General features: G+C 51.5%; 23 protein-coding genes. 18 read left to right on the plus strand and 5 right to left on the minus strand.

Features of this window, described 5'->3' with window-relative positions:
* Positions 1–6 precede the first annotated feature (6 nt).
* The 6 genes from FCL47_RS06685 to FCL47_RS06710 all read left to right on the plus strand — a co-directional run bounded on the left by FCL47_RS06685 (position 7) and on the right by FCL47_RS06710 (position 5,984).
* Entirely contained in the window at positions 7–1,320 is a 1,314-nt protein-coding gene (locus FCL47_RS06685; RefSeq protein WP_136812713.1) for a dihydrolipoamide acetyltransferase family protein, read from the plus strand.
* Between the two features lie 13 nt (positions 1,321–1,333).
* Positions 1,334–2,758, plus strand: coding sequence for a dihydrolipoyl dehydrogenase (gene lpdA / locus FCL47_RS06690; protein WP_136812714.1), 1,425 nt, complete (start codon positions 1,334–1,336; stop codon positions 2,756–2,758).
* A 144-nt stretch (positions 2,759–2,902) separates the two neighbouring features.
* Positions 2,903–3,853: a ketopantoate reductase family protein gene (locus FCL47_RS06695; protein WP_136812715.1), complete on the plus strand. Its 951-nt coding sequence runs from the start codon at positions 2,903–2,905 to the stop codon at positions 3,851–3,853.
* A gap of 51 nt (positions 3,854–3,904) precedes the next feature.
* Positions 3,905–4,360 (plus strand): universal stress protein, encoded by a 456-nt coding sequence (locus FCL47_RS06700; protein WP_136812716.1) that lies wholly within the window; start codon positions 3,905–3,907, stop codon positions 4,358–4,360.
* Between the two features lie 3 nt (positions 4,361–4,363).
* On the plus strand, positions 4,364–5,350 hold the full coding sequence (locus FCL47_RS06705; RefSeq protein ID WP_136812717.1) for a serine/threonine protein kinase: 987 nt from the start codon (positions 4,364–4,366) through the stop codon (positions 5,348–5,350).
* Positions 5,351–5,474: 124 nt separating this feature from the next.
* Entirely contained in the window at positions 5,475–5,984 is a 510-nt protein-coding gene (locus tag FCL47_RS06710) for a ferritin family protein (protein WP_136812718.1), read from the plus strand.
* 35 nt (positions 5,985–6,019) lie between these two features.
* Here the strand turns inward: FCL47_RS06710 and FCL47_RS06715 are convergent, their stop codons facing one another.
* Together FCL47_RS06715 and FCL47_RS06720 are read right to left on the minus strand one after the other, a co-directional pair.
* Complete coding sequence (locus FCL47_RS06715; RefSeq protein WP_136812719.1) at positions 6,020–6,499, minus strand: PaaI family thioesterase; 480 nt, start codon at positions 6,497–6,499, stop codon at positions 6,020–6,022.
* A 25-nt stretch (positions 6,500–6,524) separates the two neighbouring features.
* Entirely contained in the window at positions 6,525–7,433 is a 909-nt protein-coding gene (locus FCL47_RS06720) for a PfkB family carbohydrate kinase (protein ID WP_136812720.1), read from the minus strand.
* Between the two features lie 523 nt (positions 7,434–7,956).
* Between FCL47_RS06720 and FCL47_RS06725 the strand changes: the two genes are divergently transcribed.
* The 6 genes from FCL47_RS06725 to FCL47_RS06750 all read left to right on the plus strand — a co-directional run bounded on the left by FCL47_RS06725 (position 7,957) and on the right by FCL47_RS06750 (position 14,320).
* On the plus strand, positions 7,957–8,448 hold the full coding sequence (locus FCL47_RS06725; protein WP_205747242.1) for an SET domain-containing protein-lysine N-methyltransferase: 492 nt from the start codon (positions 7,957–7,959) through the stop codon (positions 8,446–8,448).
* A 4-nt stretch (positions 8,449–8,452) separates the two neighbouring features.
* Entirely contained in the window at positions 8,453–9,673 is a 1,221-nt protein-coding gene (locus FCL47_RS06730) for a diaminopimelate decarboxylase (protein WP_136812721.1), read from the plus strand.
* Between the two features lie 144 nt (positions 9,674–9,817).
* Complete coding sequence (locus FCL47_RS06735) at positions 9,818–10,495, plus strand: metal-dependent hydrolase (protein ID WP_136812722.1); 678 nt, start codon at positions 9,818–9,820, stop codon at positions 10,493–10,495.
* Positions 10,473–11,426, plus strand: coding sequence for a DMT family transporter (locus FCL47_RS06740; RefSeq protein ID WP_240744167.1), 954 nt, complete (start codon positions 10,473–10,475; stop codon positions 11,424–11,426). The genes FCL47_RS06735 and FCL47_RS06740 overlap by 23 nt, the downstream gene beginning before the upstream one ends.
* A gap of 16 nt (positions 11,427–11,442) precedes the next feature.
* On the plus strand, positions 11,443–13,758 hold the full coding sequence (gene mrcB / locus FCL47_RS06745; RefSeq protein WP_136812723.1) for a penicillin-binding protein 1B: 2,316 nt from the start codon (positions 11,443–11,445) through the stop codon (positions 13,756–13,758).
* Positions 13,759–13,819: 61 nt separating this feature from the next.
* Entirely contained in the window at positions 13,820–14,320 is a 501-nt protein-coding gene (locus FCL47_RS06750; RefSeq protein ID WP_136812724.1) for a hypothetical protein, read from the plus strand.
* Between the two features lie 62 nt (positions 14,321–14,382).
* On the opposite strand, the gene FCL47_RS06755 is transcribed toward FCL47_RS06750, so the two are convergent.
* Entirely contained in the window at positions 14,383–14,595 is a 213-nt protein-coding gene (locus tag FCL47_RS06755; RefSeq protein ID WP_136812725.1) for a dodecin family protein, read from the minus strand.
* 347 nt (positions 14,596–14,942) lie between these two features.
* On the opposite strand from FCL47_RS06755, the gene FCL47_RS06760 reads away from it, so the two are divergent.
* The 5 genes from FCL47_RS06760 to FCL47_RS06775 all read left to right on the plus strand — a co-directional run bounded on the left by FCL47_RS06760 (position 14,943) and on the right by FCL47_RS06775 (position 19,549).
* Positions 14,943–15,440, plus strand: coding sequence for a DUF1456 family protein (locus FCL47_RS06760; RefSeq protein ID WP_136812726.1), 498 nt, complete (start codon positions 14,943–14,945; stop codon positions 15,438–15,440).
* A 573-nt stretch (positions 15,441–16,013) separates the two neighbouring features.
* A complete protein-coding gene (locus tag FCL47_RS06765) occupies positions 16,014–17,288 on the plus strand; it encodes a DEAD/DEAH box helicase (RefSeq protein WP_136812727.1) in 1,275 nt (424 codons plus the stop codon).
* Positions 17,289–17,394: 106 nt separating this feature from the next.
* Positions 17,395–17,595, plus strand: coding sequence for a cold-shock protein (locus FCL47_RS06770; protein WP_136812728.1), 201 nt, complete (start codon positions 17,395–17,397; stop codon positions 17,593–17,595).
* 95 nt (positions 17,596–17,690) lie between these two features.
* Positions 17,691–17,834: a hypothetical protein gene (locus FCL47_RS24525; RefSeq protein WP_167496402.1), complete on the plus strand. Its 144-nt coding sequence runs from the start codon at positions 17,691–17,693 to the stop codon at positions 17,832–17,834.
* Between the two features lie 80 nt (positions 17,835–17,914).
* Positions 17,915–19,549: an ABC-F family ATP-binding cassette domain-containing protein gene (locus FCL47_RS06775; RefSeq protein WP_136812729.1), complete on the plus strand. Its 1,635-nt coding sequence runs from the start codon at positions 17,915–17,917 to the stop codon at positions 19,547–19,549.
* Between the two features lie 72 nt (positions 19,550–19,621).
* Here FCL47_RS06775 and FCL47_RS06780 read toward each other — a convergent pair whose 3' ends face one another.
* The gene (locus FCL47_RS06780; protein ID WP_136812730.1) at positions 19,622–19,813 is read right to left on the minus strand and encodes a hypothetical protein; all 192 of its coding nucleotides are present in this window, start codon (positions 19,811–19,813) and stop codon (positions 19,622–19,624) included.
* A gap of 226 nt (positions 19,814–20,039) precedes the next feature.
* Between FCL47_RS06780 and FCL47_RS06785 the strand changes: the two genes are divergently transcribed.
* The gene (locus FCL47_RS06785) at positions 20,040–20,837 is read left to right on the plus strand and encodes an AAA family ATPase (RefSeq protein ID WP_240744168.1); all 798 of its coding nucleotides are present in this window, start codon (positions 20,040–20,042) and stop codon (positions 20,835–20,837) included.
* Between the two features lie 121 nt (positions 20,838–20,958).
* On the opposite strand, the gene FCL47_RS06790 is transcribed toward FCL47_RS06785, so the two are convergent.
* Positions 20,959–22,056: an HlyD family secretion protein gene (locus FCL47_RS06790; protein WP_136812731.1), complete on the minus strand. Its 1,098-nt coding sequence runs from the start codon at positions 22,054–22,056 to the stop codon at positions 20,959–20,961.
* Between the last annotated feature and the right edge of the window lie 16 nt (positions 22,057–22,072).

The raw sequence follows: 22,072 nt of genomic DNA on the forward strand, positions 1-22,072 counted from the left end.
GCAACTATGACCACGTCTTTTCGGTTACCGGATCTCGGGGAAGGGGTGCATGAAGCAGAAATACTCGCTCTGCCTGTGACCATCGGCCAGGCTGTCGCGGAAGGTGACGTTATTATGGAGATCGAGACCGACAAGGCCGCGGTGGAGATCCCCTCTCCCTATACCGGAACGGTGCAGGAAATCATGGTAAAGGTCGGTGATATGGCCGTAGTCGGCGATGTGCTGATAACCTTTGCCACCGATACGGTCCAGGATACGGCGCCGCCACCAGGTGACGGATCGCCACATCAAAAGAAGAAAGAAGCAAAACCCGCCGACCAGCAGCCAGCGGCCCAGGAACGAAAACGAAGCCCGGTCCCGGCCTCACCTTCCACCAGAAGACTGGCACGAGAACTGGATGTCGATCTGTATGCGGTGACACCTACCGGCACCGGTGGTATTGTCACCAAAGAAGATGTTGAAGCCTACGCCAAAAAGAAACCGGCTCTTGATGCAACCGGCACAGTACCCGAGCCTCCGGCACCGGCAGAACCAACACCTGCTGAAGCCGCGCCCCCTTTGCCAGCCGGGCGGACGACCCTGCCGGACTTCAGCAGATGGGGAAAAATAGAACGGCGGCCATTTCGATCGATCAGACGGGCCACGGCGGCCCAGATGACCAGTTCCTGGACCCAGATTCCCCATGTTCACTGCCAGGACGATGTCGATATCACCAAGCTGGAAGCCTTCCGGCAAAAACACAAGAGCGAAATCGAGGCCGCCGGTGGCAGGCTGACCATGACCCTCTTTGCCATCAAAGCGGTTGCCACCGCCCTGAAAAATTACCCTTATTTCAATGCCAGTCTTGACCTGCAGTCACAGGAAATCATTATCAAACGCTTTTTCAATATCGGGATCGCCGTGGACACCGAAAAAGGGTTGATGGTTCCGGTCATCAAAGATGTTGATCGCAAAAGCATCAAGGAGCTGGCCGTTGAGGTGCACGGCGCTATTGAAAGAGTGCGGACAGGCACCCATAGTCGGGAAGAGATGCAGGGCGGCACCTTCACCATCACCAATGCCGGCGCCCTCGGCGGCAGTCATTTCTCTGCTATTATCAATCATCCGGAGGTGGCCATCCTCGGACTGGGGCAGGGGCGAATGCAGCCGGCAGTCGTCACCGATGAGCGCGGCAGGCACGAGATCGTCCCCCGGCTGATTATGCCGATCGTCCTTTGTTTCGACCATCGGGTCGTCGATGGTGCCGACGCAGTACGTTTTCTGCGGCTGGTGATCGATGCGCTGGAAGATCCCGACGAACTGCTCATGACCATGATATAAACCAGGTGCGGCTATGGTAATGGGCGATATGCAGATGAGTACCGACCTGCTGGTCATCGGTGGGGGACCCGGCGGCTATGGGGCCGCATTTCGCGCGGCCGACCTCGGCCTCGATGTGATCATGGTCGATCCCCTTCCTCGTCCGGGCGGGCTTTGCCTGCATAAAGGCTGTATCCCCTCAAAGACTTTCCTGCATGTGACCGAGCTGATTATCGATGCCGCCCGGGCGGAGAAAATGGGCATCGGTTTTGGCCGACCGAAAATCGATCTCGCCGCCATGCGGGCCTGGAAAGAACAGGTAATTGATTCGATAGCAAATAGTCTGATTACCCTTGCCAAGCAGCGTGGAGTCCTGCTTGTCCAGGGTACGGCCCGGTTCGAAAGCTCAACCAGCGTACGGATTTCGGGGGCGGATATAAGCGGCGTCCGATTCAAGCATTGCATTATTGCTACCGGCTCCAGGCCGCTTGAGCTGTCGGGAACACCACGCATTGCCGGGGGCCGGATCATGGATTCCGCTGCCGCCCTCACCCTCCCTGATATTCCGAAAAATCTGCTGGTGGTGGGCGGCGGATATGTCGGCCTGGAACTTGGTTCCATCTATGCCGCACTCGGCTGCCAGGTCACCTTGCTGGAACGCGAAAACCGATTACTCGCCCAGGTCGACGCCGACCTGGTGCAGCCCGTGCAAGAGAGATTGTCCAGCCTGTTTGCCGATATCCGCTTTGGGGTGCAGGTGGACGCGCTGGAAGAACAAAGTCATGGGGTGACTGTCAGCTTGCCCCGGGACGGAAAAATCGAGCAGCACCAATTTGACCGGGCCCTCCTGGCCATCGGTCGAATTCCCAACAGCGGCGAGCTCGGCCTGGAGCAGACAGAGGTCCAGATCGACAGCCGCGGCTTTATCCAAATCGATGCGCAGCAGCAGACCACCGATGCCCGCATCTTCGCCGTCGGGGATGTGGTCGGAGGCGTAATGCTCGCCCATAAAGCAACCCGAGAAGGCAGAATAGCAGCCGAGGTGATCGCTGGCCAAAAATCCGGATTTGACGCCCGCGCTCTGCCGGCGGTGGTTTATACCGACCCACAGATCAGCTGGTGTGGCCTCACCGAACAGCAGGCAACTGCTGAGAACACGCCTTATGCCGTCCGCAAATTTCCATGGAAATACTCCAGCAGGGCCCAGACCATGGGCATAACCGACGGCTTCACCAAGCTATTGACCGATCCGCAAACCGGCCGTATCCTCGGTGCCGGCATTGCCGGCCGCAATGCCGAAAGCCTGATCAGTGAAGCAGCCCTGGCCATTGAGATGGGCGCACTGGCTGAAGATCTCGCACTCACCATCCATCCGCACCCGACTTTGTCGGAGACCGAAGCGGAGGCCGCAGAAATATTTCAAGGCAGCCCGACCCATATGCTGCCATCAAGGAAATAATGGCGCTGCCGGAAGAACTGGAATTGCCATCGATTGTCCCGTGGAATATAATAAAGAATAGGCTTTTTATTTACGACGCAGCTGATCCCGAGGAGAAGCGGCAAGCACCCCCTTTTCCAGCATCGTTACATACGGAGGTTGTCTATGAAAATTGTGATTGTCGGAGGTGGTGCAATAGGCAGATTGTTTGGCTATTTCCTCCTCAAAGGCAACAATGAAATCACCCTCATCGATATTGACCAGAATACCCTGGGGGCCTTGCAGGAGAAAGGCATTGGCCTTATCGCCGATGACAACAAACATCCCGATGAGGCACAATCTTTTCCGGTAAAGGCCCTTTCCTCGGCTGACTCGCTCACTGAGGCGGATCTCGTTCTCCTTTTGGTGAAATCCCAGGACACCCTGAGCGCAGTCCAGGATGTCGCCCATCTTATCGGCGAGTCCTGTCCTCTGCTCTGTATGCAGACCGGGCTTGGCAATCTGGAAGTTGCCGCCAAAATCGTGCCCAAAGAAAATATCATCATGGGCATCACCTTTATGTCCGGTACCGCGCTGAGTGACGCACGGGTAAGACAAGGCGGTGGCCTGGCCAGGACCTATATCGGTGAATTAAATGGCGCCTTCACCAAACGGCTGGAAAATATCAACCATGTTTTAAACCGCTGTGGCATCGAGACGCAAATGGTCAAGCGGATAATCGGCCGACTCTGGTGCAAGGTTATCACCTATTCCGCCATCAACCCGGTCTCGGCCATTCTTCAGGTGCCAAACGGTTCACTCACCTCGAAGATGGAATCAATCACCTTGATGAAACGGCTCCTCGATGAAGGCCGGGAGGTAGCCAAGAGCTGCTCTATCGAACTTGTCTATCCCGACCTGTACGAACTGCTCTTTGATGCATGCGAAAAAAGCGCCAACAATCTTTCTTCCATGCTGCAGGATATCCTGAATGAAGTGCCCACCGAGATCGACGCCCAGAACGGGGCGATCTGCCGGTATGCTGAAGAAAACGGAGTGAAGGTGCCCACCCACCAGACCATGGTGGAGCTGATTAAACTGCTCGAATGCTGGAAACCGGGAGTCGAGCAACAATGACAGCACGCTGAAAAGCAACGCCTGGTAACTTCAAAATGGGGAGGGGATGCTATGGCCGATTGGCACAATATTCTCATCGCGGTGGACGAGATGGATTCGTCACTCCGCGCAGTCAGGTATGTCGCACAGATTGCCAGAGACGTGAAAGCAGCGACAATTTGTCTCCTGCACGTCTATCCCGAACCGCCGCCGGATTATCACACAAAGGGCGGTATACTGGAAGAATACCAGGCCCAGCGTATAGTCAGGGCCGAACGTATCTTTGCCAGATGCCTGGAAATTCTGATTGCTGCCGACATTACCAGGGAGGCAGTCTATTGTACGACCCATATGGCAGAAGGCAAAACCATCAGCGACACCGTCCTCGAAGCACAGCGTAAAGGACAATTCGGCACGGTAGTCACCGGCAAACGGGGCGTTTCCAAAGCCGAAGAGTTCCTGTTCGGCTCAATCTCCAATGCTCTTGCCAGACGATGCAATGATTTCACCACCTGGATAGTGGGGTGAGCCATGGTCGACTGGAATAAATTCCCTCCCCGTATCCTGCCCCTGCTCAAGAACCATAATGTCATGAAACACCAGCGTCGCCAGCCGACGATATTTGGCGATACGAGCGACTTTACCCGGATAGATTATGGCGATATCATCCACGTAGACAACAGGTATTTCCTGGTGGTGGGCTATACCAAAGAGGGTCGATTCGGCATTGAAGAGCAACCGAAGCAATGGGTACCAAAGGTTTACGATCTGGAATCAGGGGAGAGGAAAATTCTCAAGCTGGTCTTCCACGAAAATTTTACCCTGACCCTTGGCCCCTTTAAGGTAACCTGCTATCGCCGACCGGAAAAAGAAGGTCGAGTGCTCGATCTGGTGCATGGTAATTTAATGTTTATGCAGGGCTACTCGGTTCTTGACGAGGCCGGCAATCTGGTCCGGATACTGGATATTATCCAGGGAACCCGGCTGGACACGGCAATTAGCCGGATAGACTGTGATCATGATACGTATATGGCAAGCTGTGCAGAGGATTTCCTACGCCGCTTCCTCAGGTCGGTGGAGGCGATTATCCTGCTCCACAGCCATGGGTTCAAACACGGCGATATAAGAAGAGACCACATCCTCATCGACCAGCATGACGGACATTTTCGTTGGATAGATTTCGATTATGATTTTTATCTTCCCGAGCGCCCCTTCGCCCTCGACCTGATCGGTCTTGGCAATATTCTGCTGTATATCCTCGGTCGGAGAAACTTTCGGCCGACCGACGTCCTGAACAATCCAGAAATGGGCGAAAAAGTTTTAGCAACCCTGAATACCGACGATCTCTCACTGATGTCAAGAGACAGGGTTTTCAATCTGCAAAAAATTTATCCCCGGCTGCCGAAATGTTTCAACGACATTCTCCTCCACTACAGCGCCGGCACAAGCGTCATGTATGATACGGTCACCGAGTTTTACGATGATCTGGCGGCAAGTATCGAGCAGGTCTACGGTTGAGCGCAGCAGACAGATAGCCTGTCGACAAATCAGTATTACAGAGCTATAGTTGTCAGTGGACTAGGTGTTTAACAGACGAACAGCTTTTCACTGATCCGCAGGTTTCAGCAGAGAGGGGGGTTACATGAATTCACATGAGATCTTGGCAACGGCCTTGCAATACGAAGAAAAAATCAGAGACTTTTACCGTTCAGCCGAAGAAACAATCGACGACACACGGGGCAAGGGGATATTTCGCACCCTGGGCAACGACGAACAATCCCATGTCGATTTTATAGTCTACAGTCTCGAGCAGTTAAAAGCGAAGGGGACCATTGACACCAAACAGCTGGTGTCCTCGATCCCCACCTTAAAACAGCTTGAATCGGGTATTGAGCGGCTGAAATCAGATATCCCCCATCATATGCTGGGAGATATAAAATCGGCACTGGCCAGCGCCTTGAAACTTGAAAAAGAAACGTCGGCTTTTTATCGGGATGCCTGCAGCAAAACCGAAGGCGATATTAAACGTGTCTTTGAAAAATTACTGGATATCGAAGACCGCCACGTTGATGTCGTGCAGATCGAACTGGATCATGCCCAGCACAACGGGGTGTGGTTCAATTTCCTCGAGGTGGATCTCGAAGCCTATTGACTTTGTGCCGGGCAAAAAAGCCGTTTTCCACAGACTTACTTGAGCGTCTCCTCCCTGAGATGATCCGGCATCCGCACCGCAACCACCCGTCCTTTGGCGGTAACAGCGTTGTCGACCAACACCCTGGCAAGGACAATGGTTTTTCTCCCTTTGATCTCGCTCACTGTTGCGCGAATCTCGATGGGCGGCCCGAGCGGGGTCGGCTTCAGATAGTCAACCTGCAATGATCCGGTAACATACCTGAATGGTGGCAGCGTCCCGAGTTCGCGCCCTTCTTCCCTGTATGCAGCAGCCGCAGCGGTACCAACGCAATGGCAGTCAATCAGCGAGGCAATCAAGCCACCATAGACATAGCCGGGAAAGGCCAGGTGAAACTCCTGGGGATGAAAGGTGGCAATTGCCTCATCCCCATCCCAAAAGCTGCTGATATGCAGGCCATGGGGGTTCTTCGGGCCGCAACCGTAACAGTGGCTGAGAGACTCCGGATAATAGTCCTGAAAAGATTTTGCAGTCATGGTTTCTCCTGAAAAATTGAAGGTGCTATTCTTGATATATTGCCCCGCGCGGGAAAGATCTATTAAAAAAATCAGGCAGATACGGCATCGCCCCCTGTTGTGAACAGACGTAGGCGGCAACCCTGTTGGCCTGTTCATTGATCTCGTCCAACGGTAATCCCTGCAGATAACCGATCACTGCTGCGGCCGTGAACGAATCGCCGGCGCCAATCGTATCTTTTACCTGGGTGACGATACCCGGATGTTCCGAATAATTATGTGAAGTGAGGAGCAGGCTGCCCTTATCGCCTCTGGAAAATATCGCCATGGCGAGATCGTATCGCGCAAGAAGCACCTGCAGCCAGTTATCACTCGGCCCCTGCAGCTTCAGCAAACCAGCGAGAACAGGCAGTTCCTCTTCGTTTAATTTCAGGATATCGGTCCGCACAAGTGAATTTTCCAGCACCAGCCTGGAATAAAAATCCTGGCGAAGATTGACATCAAAAACCCGCACCGTTCCCGGCCTGAGGCTATCGAGAAAATCGTAGATCACCTGGCGTGAATATTCGGACCGTTGGGCCAGCGAGCCGAAACATACCGCATCAAGGGTTTGTCGCAAAGCTGCAGCGTAGGCATTAATCAACAGATGGTCCCAGGCCAGATCGGCGGGAAAAAGATAACTGGCCTTCCCTTCTGTATCGAGTGCAACGGAAACATACCCGGTAGCATATTCGTCCGAGACGGCAATCGCCGCGGTATTGACGCCACGCTTTTGCAATTCGGCAAGGGCCTTTTCCCCGCGGGTGTCACGGCCGACGGTCGTAATGGGAATACCCTTTGCCCCAAGGGCGGTAACGTGATAGGCGAAATTGACCGGCGCACCACCTATTACTTCGGCGTCCGGCAACACGTCCCAGAGAAGTTCGCCGATACCCGCTATGGTAAAGTTTTTCATTTTTTCACTTGGCTATCCCAATGTTTTTTACGAGACTCTTCACTGTTTCAGGCCATATTGTAAATACCAACTTGGTAATACAATAACACTCCCTGGGCAAAAACATAATATTTTCAACAAAACTTGCCCTCTCGCACCTTACGGTTGAAACGAGGCAGCGCGCTGCTTCCAACGGAACGGGTGCGCCTGATCCGGACGACAGCGACACACATGTCCCCCGCGATTATTACCGCTTTGACATGTATCAACAAAAAATAGAACCGGTCGAGAGAAATACGCGGCATTGCCAGACAGGAAAAACGTAATTAAACTATAAATCAAGATGTTGCAGGACATTCTCTCTCACTGAATCCCTGAGCCGGCGCCCCACCTGCCCATGAATTTGCAATTACTTTCGTTGCATGTTAAAAAAATAATTGTATTCCTGAATTTTTAGTTTATATAGTCGATTTTCAACTCCCCCAATCCCGTTTCCTGGATTGCCGGGGCACTTCTCAATCTCTATGTATCTGGAGTCTCGGAAATGTTATATCCCCCTGAACTAGGCGATGATCCATTGTTTCCTCGTGCTGAGGATTTTTCCATTGTTTTTAAGGACAAAGAAACCGGTATGGGAGTAATCACCTACCGCTCCTTTAAAAAGGGTGAGCTTATGGCCAGGATTGCCAGACAATCAGTGCCCGATCTCAGACAACACACCCTGCAGTTAACGAAAACAAGTCATAATTTCGACCCTTATTTTTCCGGATATTTTCTGCATTCCTGCGCACCGAACGTCTCTGTCGACATGATAAAAATGACCGTAACGGCACTGCAGGATATTGAGGCGGACAGCTATCTCTATATGGATTATGCCGAAACAGAAGACTATCTTTTCAAACAGTTCCCCTGCTCCTGCGGGGCGGAAAACTGCCGCGGCTGGATCACCGGCCGACTGGAATTACCCTATCAAAAACCAGCATCGGACAGCAAAACGGACATCGCCCTGCCAAAACACGCAGGATGTTCGCTGTAGGCTGATGAAAGAGCAACAAACTTCTGTCTGGTGGCAAAGAGCTGATCTTTGCTACCAGCAGCAACATCTTCAGTTTGCTGGACGTCCGGTTGCCGATCTGGCCAGACAGTTCGGCACTCCCGCCTTTGTTTACTCGGCACAACGGGTCAGAGACAACATTCTGCGGGTTAAAAATGCCTTACTGACAATCGGTGGCCAGCAGCAGCACCGATTGTTCTACGCCATGAAAGCCAACCGGTTTGCCCCCCTTCTGACGTATCTCAAACAGTCCGGACTTTGCGGCATAGATGCCTGTTCGCCATCTGAAGTGGAACACGCTCTGGGCTGCGGTTTTTCCGCAAAGGATATATCCTTTACCGCAACAAGCCTTTCGCCGCAGGATTTCGACGCATTGGCACGCTATGATGGCCTTTTGTTCAACGCCGACTCCCTGCATTCAATTCGTGAATGGGGCAGGCGAAAACCGGGATCGGAGATAGGCATTCGTATCAACCCAGCGGCAGGGGTGAGTCGGGCAAGTAACGAGTTGCTGCAGTATGCCGGTCCGCTTACCACCAAATTCGGCGTTTATCAGGAACAGTTTCCGGAGGCCATGGCTGTCGCAGCATCACATGGACTGACGATTAGCAGGATTCATTTCCATACCGGATGCGGCTATCTGACCGAGCAGTTGCCCCAGTGGCAGGCTGTTCTGCAGAAATGCCTGTGGTTCGTCGAGCAGGTGCCGACCGTGCAACGGGTCAATATCGGCGGCGGACTCGGCGTTCCGCACGTCGCCTCGGATCAGCCGCTCGATCTTAAAAAATGGGCAGAGATCATCAAGGAAAATTTTACCGATCGCCACCTGGCGGTTGATATAGAACCTGGCGATTACCTGGCAAAAGATGCCGGAATTCTGTTGCTGGGCATCACCTTTCTTGAGCAGAAACAGCAGACGCATTTTATCGGCGTGGATGGTGGTTTCAACATTGCACCTGAACCGGCCTACTATAAACTGCCGTTTCAGCCGGTATCACTTGTAGAAGGTGCATCGGATAAGCAGAGTCCATTTCATGTCGCCGGAAACATCAATGAAGCTCTCGATGTCTGGTATGAAAATATTCTGCTTCCCGATATGGCAGACCAGAAATATATTGCTCTGATCAATGCCGGCGCTTATTCTGCCTCCATGGCGTCGAATCACTGCATGCGTGGTCACCTCAGGGAATTTCTGCTGTTGCCATAAATTCCGCTGCTGCACTCCTGCCTGACCCGGGATAAACAAATTGAAAACGGTGTCCATTGCTGCTACGTTCCGTGCAAACAATGAGATTGACTTTTATCGAGGACAGGGTACCTTCCGTTTTTTCAACCACACCTGGAGGCAGATATGAAACTCAGATATTTTTCTCATTCTTCATTTCAGATTACCACCGACGACGGTCAGGTTCTCCTCATTGATCCTTTTCTCGACGACAACCCGACGTCGCCGGTGCAGTCGGCTGAGCTTACCGCTGATTTCATAATCCTGACCCATGCGCATGGAGATCATGTCGGCGATGCATTTAAAATCGCCAAGCGGACCGATCCACTCTTTATCTGTGTCAACGAACTTGCCAACTACTGTATCGGCAAAGGATTCCGGGCGCATAACATGCATATTGGCGGCTCGCATCTGTTCGATTTCGGCAGACTAAAATTCACTATTGCCCACCATGGTTCGATGACCCCCGACAACACGTATGGCGGGGAACCTGCGGGGGTAGTTTTAAGCATCGACAACAAAGTACTGTATCACACCGGTGATACCGGTCTTTTCTACGATATGAAACTGATCGGCGAAATGACCCCGCTCGATTATATGCTGCTGCCGATTGGCGACAATTTCACCATGGGCATAACAGATGCGGTGAAGGCCGTGGAACTGGCCAACCCGGGGATAGCAATTCCCATGCACTACAATACTTTTCCGGTCATTGGAGCAGATCCGAACGAATTTAAAAAACAGGTGGAGACAATCGGCAAAAAAGCCATTGTGATGGAATTTGGTCAGGAAATCGAGTTGTAGTACCCTGGGGATCAGCCCCCTGATCCCGGAAGCCTTAGGCCACCATGCTCTGCCTCTTCGCGCCTCGCTCTTTACCACATTTCTGTGTATATTGTTTGGCGCCAATGCGGTGGCGATCAAGATCAGCCTGACCGGGCTGGGCGTCTTTACCAATGCGGGAATGCGTTTTGGCATCGCCGCATTGGTCATTTATTTATGGGCGCGATACACCGGCAAACCGCTGGCCGTAAAGAGGAACCAGGTCCATCAGCTGGTCATTCTGGCAATGTTCTTTTTTGTCCAGCTGTCGCTCTTTTATTTCGGACAGAACAAAACCACCGCCTCCCACGGAACCTTGATCACCAATGTTCTCCCTTTTGTGGTAATGATCCTGGCGCATTATTGTATTCCGGGAGACACAATCAACCTGAGGAAGGTATCCGGACTTGTGCTCGGCTTTGCCGGCGTGCTGGTGCTGTTTTTTGACCATACGGTTCTCACCGGGGATGCCTTACGGGGTGATCTGTTTATTCTTCTTGCAGTCCTGGTCTGGGGTTGTCATGTTGTATATATGAAAAAAGTTATTGAAGGATTTCACCCGATCCAGGTCACTCTCTACCCGGTATCCCTGGCGGCACCGCTGTTTTTACTGAGCGGATTTCTCTGGGATGGCGAAATGGTCCGATTTATCGATGCTTCGATTATCAAGGCAATGCTGTACCAAACCCTGGTCACCGCAGCCTTCGGCTTTGTGGCGTGGAATACCATGATTCAAAAATTTGGCGCTACGGCACTGCATTCTTTTGTGTTTATCATGCCTGTGTCAGGCGTTTTCCTGGGTGTCACCCTCCTGGGGGAACCCGTTACTGCCAATCTCATATGTGCCATTGTCCTTGTGGTAACCGGACTCATTGTGGTCAACAGGGTGAGTCGAAACCGACTGCCTCGCTAAATACACGTAAAAAATTATGAAAAAATTATCTCTTTTGCTTGCGTTCTTTGCTCTCGTGGCAGCCGCCGTTGTGCTCCTCGCAGTACCGTATGTACTCAGACTCGACGGACAGGTCACCAGCTGGTTTGAAGGAAAACGCTGGGAACTTCCCGCCCGGATCTATGCCCGGCCGTTGGAATTGTATGCCGGCAAGACAATAACGGTTGGAGCCCTGAAAGAGGAACTGAACCAGTTGCACTACAGCAAGGAAAACACCCCTGAAAAACCCGGGGAATACAGCATTAAGGGCAATCAGATTGCCATTTACAGCCGCACCTTTCCCTTTCCCGATGCTCTCCAGCCGGCGACCCTGGTCAAACTGACGATCCATGACAACACCATCGCCACCCTCGCCAGCCCCAACAGCAAAGAAATGGTGAGCATGTTCCGTCTGGAGCCGGTTCAGTTCGCCTCCATCTACCCGACCCAGAATGAAGACCGGCTGTTGATAAAGTTGACGGATGCCCCGGAGTTACTGATAAAAATGCTGCTGCTGATAGAAGATAGAAATTTCTATTCGCACCTGGGAATCAGGCCTACCGCTATCCTCCGTGCGGCCCTGGCCAACCTGCGGGCCGGAAGGACCGTGCAGGGCGGCAGCACCCTGACCCAGCAGCTGGTAAAAAACATATTTCTCAGCAGCGAACAGACCCTGCTTCGCAAGGCAAACGAAGCCATCATGGCCCTGCTGCTTGAATACCACTACAGCAAGGACGAAATTCTTGAAACGTACCTGAACGAAGTCTACCTCGGCCAGGACGGAAACAGGGCCATACATGGGTTTGGCTTGGCCAGCCGGTTCTATTTTGGCCGCGATCTTGGCCAGTTGAACCCGGATCAGCTGGCGCTGCTGGTCGGCATGGTCAGGGGAGCATCCTACTACAACCCCAGACATCAAGCCAAAAGAGCACTGTCGCGACGCAATCAAATCCTCGACACCCTCGCCTCGGCACAGCTCATCAGCCCCGAACAAGATGCGCAGATGAAAAAAAAACCCCTGGCGGTAACGCCGGAATCTCCCTCAGGCGTTACTCCCTATCCGGCGTTTCTGGAACTGGTGCGCCGACAACTGGCACGTGACTATAAAGATGAGGATCTGCGGAGTGAAGGATTATCGATTTTCACAACCCTCGATCCCGTTATCCAGCACCGGGCTGAAGACGACCTTGCCAGTGAACTCGCCGCTATCGAGAAACGACGAGGCATCAAAAAGAAGAGCAGCCTGCAGGGAGCTCTGGTCATCGCTTCGGTAGACCAGGGTGAGGTTGTCGCTGTAGTCGGGGATCGCGCCCCGCGGCAGGCAGGTTTTAACCGGGCACTCGATATGAAAAGACCGATTGGCTCCATAGTCAAACCGGCAGTTTACCTGACAGCCCTGGCCCGGCCCCAATCGTATAACCTGCTGACAACCGTCTCCGATACGCCAATTACAGTACCGATTGCCGGCGGAAAGGACTGGCAGCCGGAAAACTACGATCACCTGTCCCATGGTCCACTGCCGCTGATGCAGGCACTGATCCATTCGTACAATCTTGCCACAGTGCAGCTGGGTATGGCCCTGGGCCTTGATGCGGTGGTCGGCACTCTGAAAAACCTCGGCATACAGGAAGAAATCAATGCCTACCCCTCGCTGCTGCTGGGAGCGGTTGAACTGCCGCCTATCGAGGTACTGCAGATGTACCAGACAATTGCCGCCGGCGGGTACCAGACGCCTTTGCGGGCTATTCTGGCAGTGACCGATCAGCACAATGCCACCCTGCAGCGCTATCCGCTGACCGTCCAGCAAACCGTAGATCCCGGTGCTGTATTCTGTCTGACCAACGCCCTGCAGGCTGTCACCACCTCAGGCACCGCCAGCTCGCTGCAACGCCTGTTGCCGCCAGGACTTACCGTAGCCGGCAAAACCGGCACCACTGATAATCTACGCGATTCCTGGTTTGCCGGTTTCAGCGGCATGCACGTTGCCGTGGCCTGGGTGGGACGCGACGATAATACGCCAACCGGTCTGACCGGGGCAACCGGCGCTCTCGGAGTATGGGCCAAGGTCATGGCCGGCATGAATACCAGCCCGCTGCAGCTGCAGTCACCTGAGAATATCCGCTGGTATTATGCAGATATTGATGCCGGCACAATCTACAATCAACAATGTGCCGTGAGCGGCCAGAAAATTTTGCCGTTTATCCGCGACGGAGTTCTGCCCGAGGTGGTGAACTGCAACCGGCCGCGCCCCAAAAACAGTCTGGAAAAAACTGTCGAAAAAGGGTTAAATAACATCTTTAACATTTTCCAGTAAAAATAAGCGGAATAGTCTCCCTTTCAGCACCACTCGACACTCATTTTACCGGTGAACTGCGATGAACAACACCATCAAAACAACGTGCAAACTTTTCTACGCAGGGCTGTTAAGCGCCCTGCTCTTTCAGGGTTGCGCAGTCTACACCCCAAAGCAGCCGGTCTACTATCCTCCGCCTCCGCCGCAAAAAGAGACGAAACAACCAGTCCCGCAACCAATCCCCGTCCCCGAACCAGTGCCGGTCCCGGAAGCGGCACCAAGCAGAGAAACCTCGCAACAGATCAGCCCCATTGCCGCTAATTTCAGCCGCCAGGCAAATGAACAGATCCGTCAGGGCAGATCCGATCTTGCCGCAGCAACTCTGGAAAGGGGGCTGCGCATAGCCCCGAAAGAGGCCGTGCTCTGGTCACAGCTGGCAGAAATTAAACTGCAGCAACAGCAATATCTGCAGGCCCGCTCACTCGCCGCCAAATCCAACTCCCTGGCTGGTTCGAATACAACGATAATAGATAAAAATCACTGGATAATAACAGAGGCACTGAGAAGAGCGGCCAGACAATAACCGCCCGGACACAATTGAGTCGTTCCATCCTCCAGTTTTTTTCTGGAGGATGGGGCGAATGTCTAATCCGCAAGAAGTTTAAAGGAAAGCTTCACCCGTGCCCGAAAAAAAGCCGGCTTGTCGTCTTCAACTTTCATATCCAGGGTGACAACTTCGGCGATGCGCAGGTCACGCAGGCTCATGCCGGCCGATTTGACTGCGTTTTGGGTAGCGTCTTCCCATGATGTTGGGCTTGATCCGACCATTTCAATGATTTTGTACACACTCTTAGACATGGCTTTGCTCCTTGGTTAAGGTTTTGCAGAAGACTACTGATTGGCGATGCATGCCCGTACTGCCTGAACCAACATCGCGTACTCTCAAGTAACTCTATACCATTGCTAATGAACGTACTACATTCTGCCGGGGATACGATCTGTTGCCGAAAGAACATACCGGCTTGAGCGTCGGGACATGGAAAATGGGTTTATACAACAGACCTTTGTGTTACTGTAATACTTAGTTGCATAAATTTGAAGACCAAATTTTCATTGTTGTCTTGAATAGTAAAAAACAGCACTCGTCGAAAAAGACACACAAACACATTACACGCTCACAAGCCTTGCTCCAGGAAACTATTTTTATGCGCAACAACGATATCTTACGCCGAATTCGCTATACCTTCAATTTTACCGATTCGAAGATGATCGCACTTTTTGGCCTGGCCGACTATCCAGTCACCCGGGCGCAGCTCAGCGATTGGTTGAAAAAAGAGGATGACCCGGCCTTTAAAAACTGCGGCGACATGCAGCTGGCCGCTTTCCTCAACGGCCTCATCAACGATAGGCGGGGCAAAAAAGAAGGGCCGCAACCCAGGCCGGAAAAAAGGATAAATAACAATATTATTCTCCGGAAATTAAAAATTGCCTTCAACCTCAAAGACGATGATATCCTCAACATTCTGGCTGGTGCCGAACTTCCCATGAGCAAGCATGAGCTCAGTGCTTTTTTTCGAAAACCGGAGCATAAAAATTATCGCAGCTGCAAAGATCAGATCCTGCGCAATTTCCTGCAGGGATTGCAGCACACATATCGTCCAGAGGAGCCGCATCCGGAGGAGCCGCAGTTCACCTGGAAGTAATATCTGATGCCCGCAAAAAGGCATGTTTTCCTGCACTTTGGTCGTGGAGCAGTTCCTTTGGGTGTAAAAAAGCGCCTCGAAGTTTACGCTTCTTGGAACTCTGCACGTTTCTTGCGAGCCATTCAGCGGGGCAATTTTGGTTTTTTATGTCGCCACTCTTTTTTATTTGCTTGCTTAATCGCATAAAGAGTGTATAGTGTCGCTCATTGAAACACATTAAGTAGGAGCAATTCCCTTCAGGTAGTCCTCGTTAACCTCGTTGTTACCCCAAGCGTCGTTCGTTGCCGTCGAAGCACATGCTGATTACTTAAAACAGTATGGCTTATTTTATCTTGAGTGCAGGCATAATTTCTATTTACAGGGTTCTCATTTAAGAGAACAGAACTCACCCAAGATCACTGAGCAGACAAATTCAAAGCGTCGAGATGTGCGTGCGGCGACCAGGAGAAAATTCCTCGTCCGCGCAACAAAATACTGAAAAATAAATTATTTACCGACGGATCTAAAAGGATTCGCCGATCGAGAAACCAGGGATACGCCCCGGCATCTCACCACGAAATACAATGGAGTATTATGAGTTTTAACGAATTTCAGTTTCACCCCAAGATAAACGCCGGCATTGCTGCCTGCGGCTATACCGCCCCCACCCCCATTCAGAAAGAAGCTATCCCATCGATCCTTGCCGGCCATGACATGCTTGGCCTGGCGCAAACCGGCACCGGCAAGACCGCAGCCTTTGTTCTCCCAATCCTGCAGCGCCTGCAGGAAGGACCGCGTAAGATAGTACGGGCATTAATTGTCGCTCCCACCAGAGAACTGGCAGAGCAGATTCATACCAACATCTGCCAGATGGGCAAACAGACCGGTCTGCGCAGCGTCGTTGTTTACGGCGGTGTTGGCAAACAGCCGCAAATCAGCAAAATTCACTCCGGTGCAGAAATTGTCGTCGCCTGCCCCGGTCGCCTGCTCGATCTGCTCAATGATAAGGCTTTCAACCTGAGAGCGGTTGAAGTACTGGTTTTAGATGAAGCCGATCACATGTTCGACAAGGGTTTTCTGCCGGATATTAGACGGATAATCAAACAACTGCCGACGAAACGGCAATCGCTGGTTTTTTCCGCAACCATGCCCCAGGAAATTCGTCACCTGGCAGAAGAAATTCTGTATAAGCCGGTGACTGTGCAGATCAACCATACCCTGCCCGCCCCGACCATTTCCCATGTGCTCTATCAGGTGGCCAAAGCAAAGAAGACTTCTCTGCTGAAAAACATCATTGAGGAACGGGACATGGCCTGTACGCTGATCTTCACCCGCACCAAATACAAAGCCAAGAGTCTGGCCCTGGTGCTGGAAAAGGCCGGATTCAACGCCACCTCGCTGCAGGGAAATCTCTCCCAGCAGAAACGGCAGCAGGCGATGGACGGCTTTCGCGACGGCACCTATAAAATAATGGTGGCAACCGATATCGCCGCCCGCGGCATCGATGTACTTGGCATTTCCCATGTAATCAACTATGATGTGCCGGACACCGCCGAAACATACACGCACCGCACCGGCCGCACCGGTCGGGCCACCCGAAGCGGCCAGGCTTTGACCTTTGCCGATCGCGAAGATGATAAAATGGTTTCTCTCATCGAGCGCACTCTCGGCAAAAAAATGATCCGAGAGACAACTCCTGATCATTTTGCAGCGCCGACCGTCGAAGAAGTGGCGGTTGAAAACAGAAGGGACAATTATTCCCGACCGCGGCCGACAGGCAAAAAACCGGCAACGGCCAACCATGGCAAAAGCCGGCGCAGCAAGGCGTGCTCATTTGATTTCGGAACGAGCAAACCAGTAGTAAGATAATCTAATTTGTCTGGATAATCCAGACGTCCAGTCGAGGTATCACAGTGATAGTTCGGCTACATAAAAAAGGGTTCCCAAGGAACCCAGCAAAGAGGAGTAGTACAAGATGGCTGAAGGAACAGTGAAGTGGTTTAATGATTCGAAAGGTTTTGGTTTTATTGAGCAGGATGGCGGCAATGATGTCTTCGTGCATCATTCGGCAATTCAAGCTCAGGGCTTCAAATCTCTCGAAGAAGGTGCTCGAGTGACCTTCGAGGTTGTTGACGGCCCCAAAGGCCCTGCTGCTGCGAACGTTGTCCAGCAGTAACAACCGAGTTTGACCACAAAAAGCCTCCGCACTTCTGCGGGGGCTTTTTTTATTTCAATTCAAGACGAACACTAACCACTATAAAGGAGAGAGTCTTGGCCAGAACGAACTATTCATACGAGAAACGACAAAAAGAAATCGCCAAAAAAAAGAAAAAAGAAGATAAAAAAGCACGCAAGCAGGAGAAACAGGTTGAGCCTGACGAGACCAAAGAAACTCCTTTACCCGAAGAAGAATAACCCTTTAACGCCTGCAATTTTTTCCAGTACACTCCACGCCATGGGAAGTATCCTGTTGGCTTTTTAACGAGGACACCATCATGATTACTGCATCCAATATCGCACTCTCCTATGGCAAGAGAATCATCTTCCAAGACGTCAATATTAAGTTCACCCCCGGCAACTGCTACGGGCTGATCGGCGCCAACGGTGCCGGCAAGTCCACTTTTCTCAAAATCCTGGCAGGACAGCTTGATCCCGACCGCGGGGAAATAAGCAAAGGACCGGGTCAGCGCATCGCCATGCTGAATCAGGACCAGTTCGCCTTTGACGAATACACTGTTTTCAACACCGTGATCATGGGCCACAAGAAGCTGTACAAGATCATGGCCGCTCGTGAGGCCATTTATGCCAAGACCGATTTCACTGAAGAAGATGGTATTCTGTCCGGCGAGCTGGAAGTCAAGTTTGGTGAAATGAATGGCTATGAGGCCGAAGCAGAAGCATCAGTGCTGCTCAAAGGACTCGGTATCCCGGAAGAACTGCGGCAGAAAAAAATGAAGGAGCTCGACGGCAGCGACAAGGTACGGGTACTGCTCGCCCAGGCCCTGTTCGGCAACCCCGGCATCCTGCTCCTGGACGAACCGACCAACCAACTGGATCTGAAGACCATCAACTGGCTTGAAGATTTTCTTTCCCGTTTCAACAATACCGTGATCATAGTCTCCCATGATCGCCATTTCCTCAATCAGGTCTGCACCCATATGGCGGATATTGATTTCGGCAAGATTGAGGTGTACGTCGGCAACTATGATTTCTGGTATGAAGCCAGCCAGCTCCATTTCCGGCAAAAAGAGACCGAAAGCAAGAAGGTCAAGGCCAAAGCCGAAGAGCTGAAAGAGTTCATCAGACGCTTCAGCTCCAATGCATCGAAGGCAAAACAGGCAACATCGCGGAAAAAACTGCTGGAAAAATTAACCATCGACAATATGCCCAACTCGTCACGAAAATATCCTTATATCGTCTTCAAGCCGGAACGGCCCTGCGGCGACATCATTCTGGAGATTGACGGACTGAGTAAAGAGGTCGAAGGCGTGTCCATGTTTAAAGACCTGACGCTTACCGTTAATAAAGGTGACAAAATTGCCTTTATCGGCCCGAACAGTCTTGCCAAGACTACGCTCTTTCAGGTTCTTGCCGGAGAACTTGAACCGGATGCAGGCAGCTTCCGCTGGGGGGTAACCATAAAAAACGCCTACTTTCCCAAAGAGAACAATTCCTATTTTGACAATGACCAGCTGGATCTGGTCGGCTGGCTGCGGCAGTTTTCGCCACCGAAAACCGACGAGAGCTTTATCCGGGGTTTCCTGGGCAAAATGCTTTTTTCCGGAGAAGAGGCAACAAAAAAAACCTCCGTTCTTTCCGGTGGAGAGCGGGTACGCTGCATGCTCTCGAAAATGATGCTCGCCGACGCCAATGTCCTGATTCTCGACGAGCCGACCAACCATCTTGATCTTGAGTCGATCACCTCACTGAATAATGGGCTGATGGCTTTTCCGGAGGTGGTGCTCTTTGCCTCCCACGACCATCAGTTTGTCTCCACCGTAGCCAACAGAATTGTCGAGATCACCCCGGATGGAATAATTGACAAGATGATGAACTTCGACGAGTACCTGGAGATGAAGGAAGCAAGCTTATCGGAAAACAACGCGTCTCTTGACCAGGTAGCTGCTTAATGAAATGACCTTTGCGTCACCCGGTCCGGCAGACAGCACATGCCGCCGGACCGGGTGCAGAAAAGACCAGGCTCACTTCTTTTTGTCTTTCTTGTCTTTCTTAGCTTTTTTAGCTTTCTTCTCTTTCTTCTCTTTTTTACCTTTTTTATCCTCTACTGTTTGACAACTCGATTCCCCGCAGCATTCTTTTTTGGCATCTTTCTTTTTCTTATCCTTCTTGTCTTTTTTTTCTTTCTTTTCTTCCTTTTCTTTCTTATCAGCCATCCTGCTTCTCCTTGTTGTGAGATAAGTTAGCCATCCTGCCAGACTGGCCTGCGTGGTTCATTAGGACCTGTCATCATCAAAGTGCGTATTGTCAAGAAAGATAGCATCGTATAACTTTATACTCTGTGGTAAATATACCAGGGTGCAGTCTTCTGTTTGCGTTCATCTGCGCGGGGAGACAATCTCCTCACACTTTTCTTCGCTAACCTTACACCACCAGGAGGTTATGATGCCGATTATCACTATTTCCCGCGGGAGTTATTATCACGGTAAGTCAATAGCCGAAAAACTGGCTAAGAGATTAGGATACACCTGTTTTTCCCGGGATCAGATCCTGGAAAACCTGGACAAATTTCATCTCCCGGAAATTAAGCTGGTCCGAGGTCTTAACGACGCTTTTTCCGTGCTGGATCGTTTCCCTCATGGCAAAAAACGTTTCAAGACGGCCATTCGCTCCGCAATTCTGCAGCATTTTCTCCATCGCAACGTCATCTACCACGGTCTGTTGGGGCATCATTTTGTCAACAATATATCGCATGTCCTGAAGGTAAGAATCATCGCCGATACGGATAAAAGAGTCGCCGACGAGATGGCACGGGAAAACATTTCCGAAGAAAAAGCCCGATACACGCTGAAAAAAGATGACGATGAACGACGCAAGTGGGGCATGTTCCTGTATGGCATCGACCTGATGGACCCCGCGATGTACAATATGACCCTGCGCATCGGTCATTTGTCCGAAGACGAGGCGGTGGATCTTATCGCCAACGCGGTAAGTCTGCCATCCTTTCAGGAAACGAAGGAATCAAAAGAAGCTCTGGCCAATTCCGCGCTGCATGCCCTGGTCAGTGATAAACTCTTTGATTTCCCCAATGCAGTTGTGGTTGCACAAAGCGGGGCGGTAGTCATTTCCCTGAAGGTACCCGAAGACCAGCAATCGGTTATTCGCGAGCGTATTCAAGAGATGCTGACAAACGTTGACGGCATGAACGAGTTGACCATTCGATTCGACACTTATTTTTAGTGAATGAGAAATACGTTACTTGTGCTTTTTACAAGTAACGTATTTCGTGAATGAACTTATCCCCCCTGATAGAGTGTGAAAAAACCGGCAGTCGCCACCGTCTCATCCCCACCCCGCGTATCTAACTGAATGGAACGAAAATATTTTTGACCCGCTCAATAAACTGCCGGGCAAAAGAGATGAAATTGACATCCACCGGCAAACCATCAATACTTTCTTCCGGTGGAATTGGCTCCAGCGGGGTGAGGTGCACAATGACCATTCGTTGACGTCCCAGCATCGGAGTTGCAAGGTAAGCCGGCAATCGTCCTGTTATACGGGGATTATACTGCACACGTCCCTTGATTACTTTCCCCGATGGAAAAACGACATCCGCTATTTCACCAAGCTGAACACGTGCAAGATGGTTTGGCGAAATAAATGATGCTATAATCTGTTTATCCTGACGGGCAACAGCTATCAACTCCTCCCCCTTTGGCAAAACCTGCCCCTGTGCCACATTTATTTCTGTTACCTGGCCTGGGGAGGTCGAATATACTGAGAGACGCATTTTCTCCTGCTCCAACTGCGCTATTTTTTCTTGCAGTTGACGATACTCCGGCATCTTCCTTATTCTTTCCGGGCTGCTTTGCTGCCGCTCTGCCCATTGGCTCAGCGCATGCTCAGCACTATTGAGCTGGAGCCGAGCGCCATTGAGTTGCGAGAACGCTGTTTTTTTCTCGGCAATGGTTGCAGCACCCCGCTGAAAAAGAAAAGAAATGTTTTCGAAGCCGCTTCGCTGATACGCCACAGCTTCCAGTGCCAGCTTTTTCTGCTTCAGCAAATACTCTCCTGATCCCTGATCCGTATCGGAGGCAGCCAGCAGATCCTCGCGTGCTGCCTGTAAGCGGACGAGTTCTGATTCTATTTGTCGATCTTCTAAGGTTATCAGCAGATCTCCTGCCTCTATCTGCTGTCCTATCTCGACATTAATCTTTTGCACCAAACTCTCTGCAGGGCTCTGATATTTTTGAATATCCAGCATCACAAATCCAGATGACGGGGCGACAAACATGCTGTACACCATCTTCCCCCCAAAATACAGAAACGGGCTGAGCACGACAAGCAACGTGAGACGCCACTTAAAATTACTTAAAGCACGTTTAGCCGGGGCATACGGCACCTTCATCTGTCCTTCCCGCGTCGGGTCGCGGCGCTTACGATCGTAACTGATATTCATGGTATATTTTCCAGCC

The sequence above is a fragment of the Desulfopila sp. IMCC35006 genome (assembly GCF_005116645.1).
Taxonomy (GTDB): domain Bacteria; phylum Desulfobacterota; class Desulfobulbia; order Desulfobulbales; family Desulfocapsaceae; genus Desulforhopalus_A.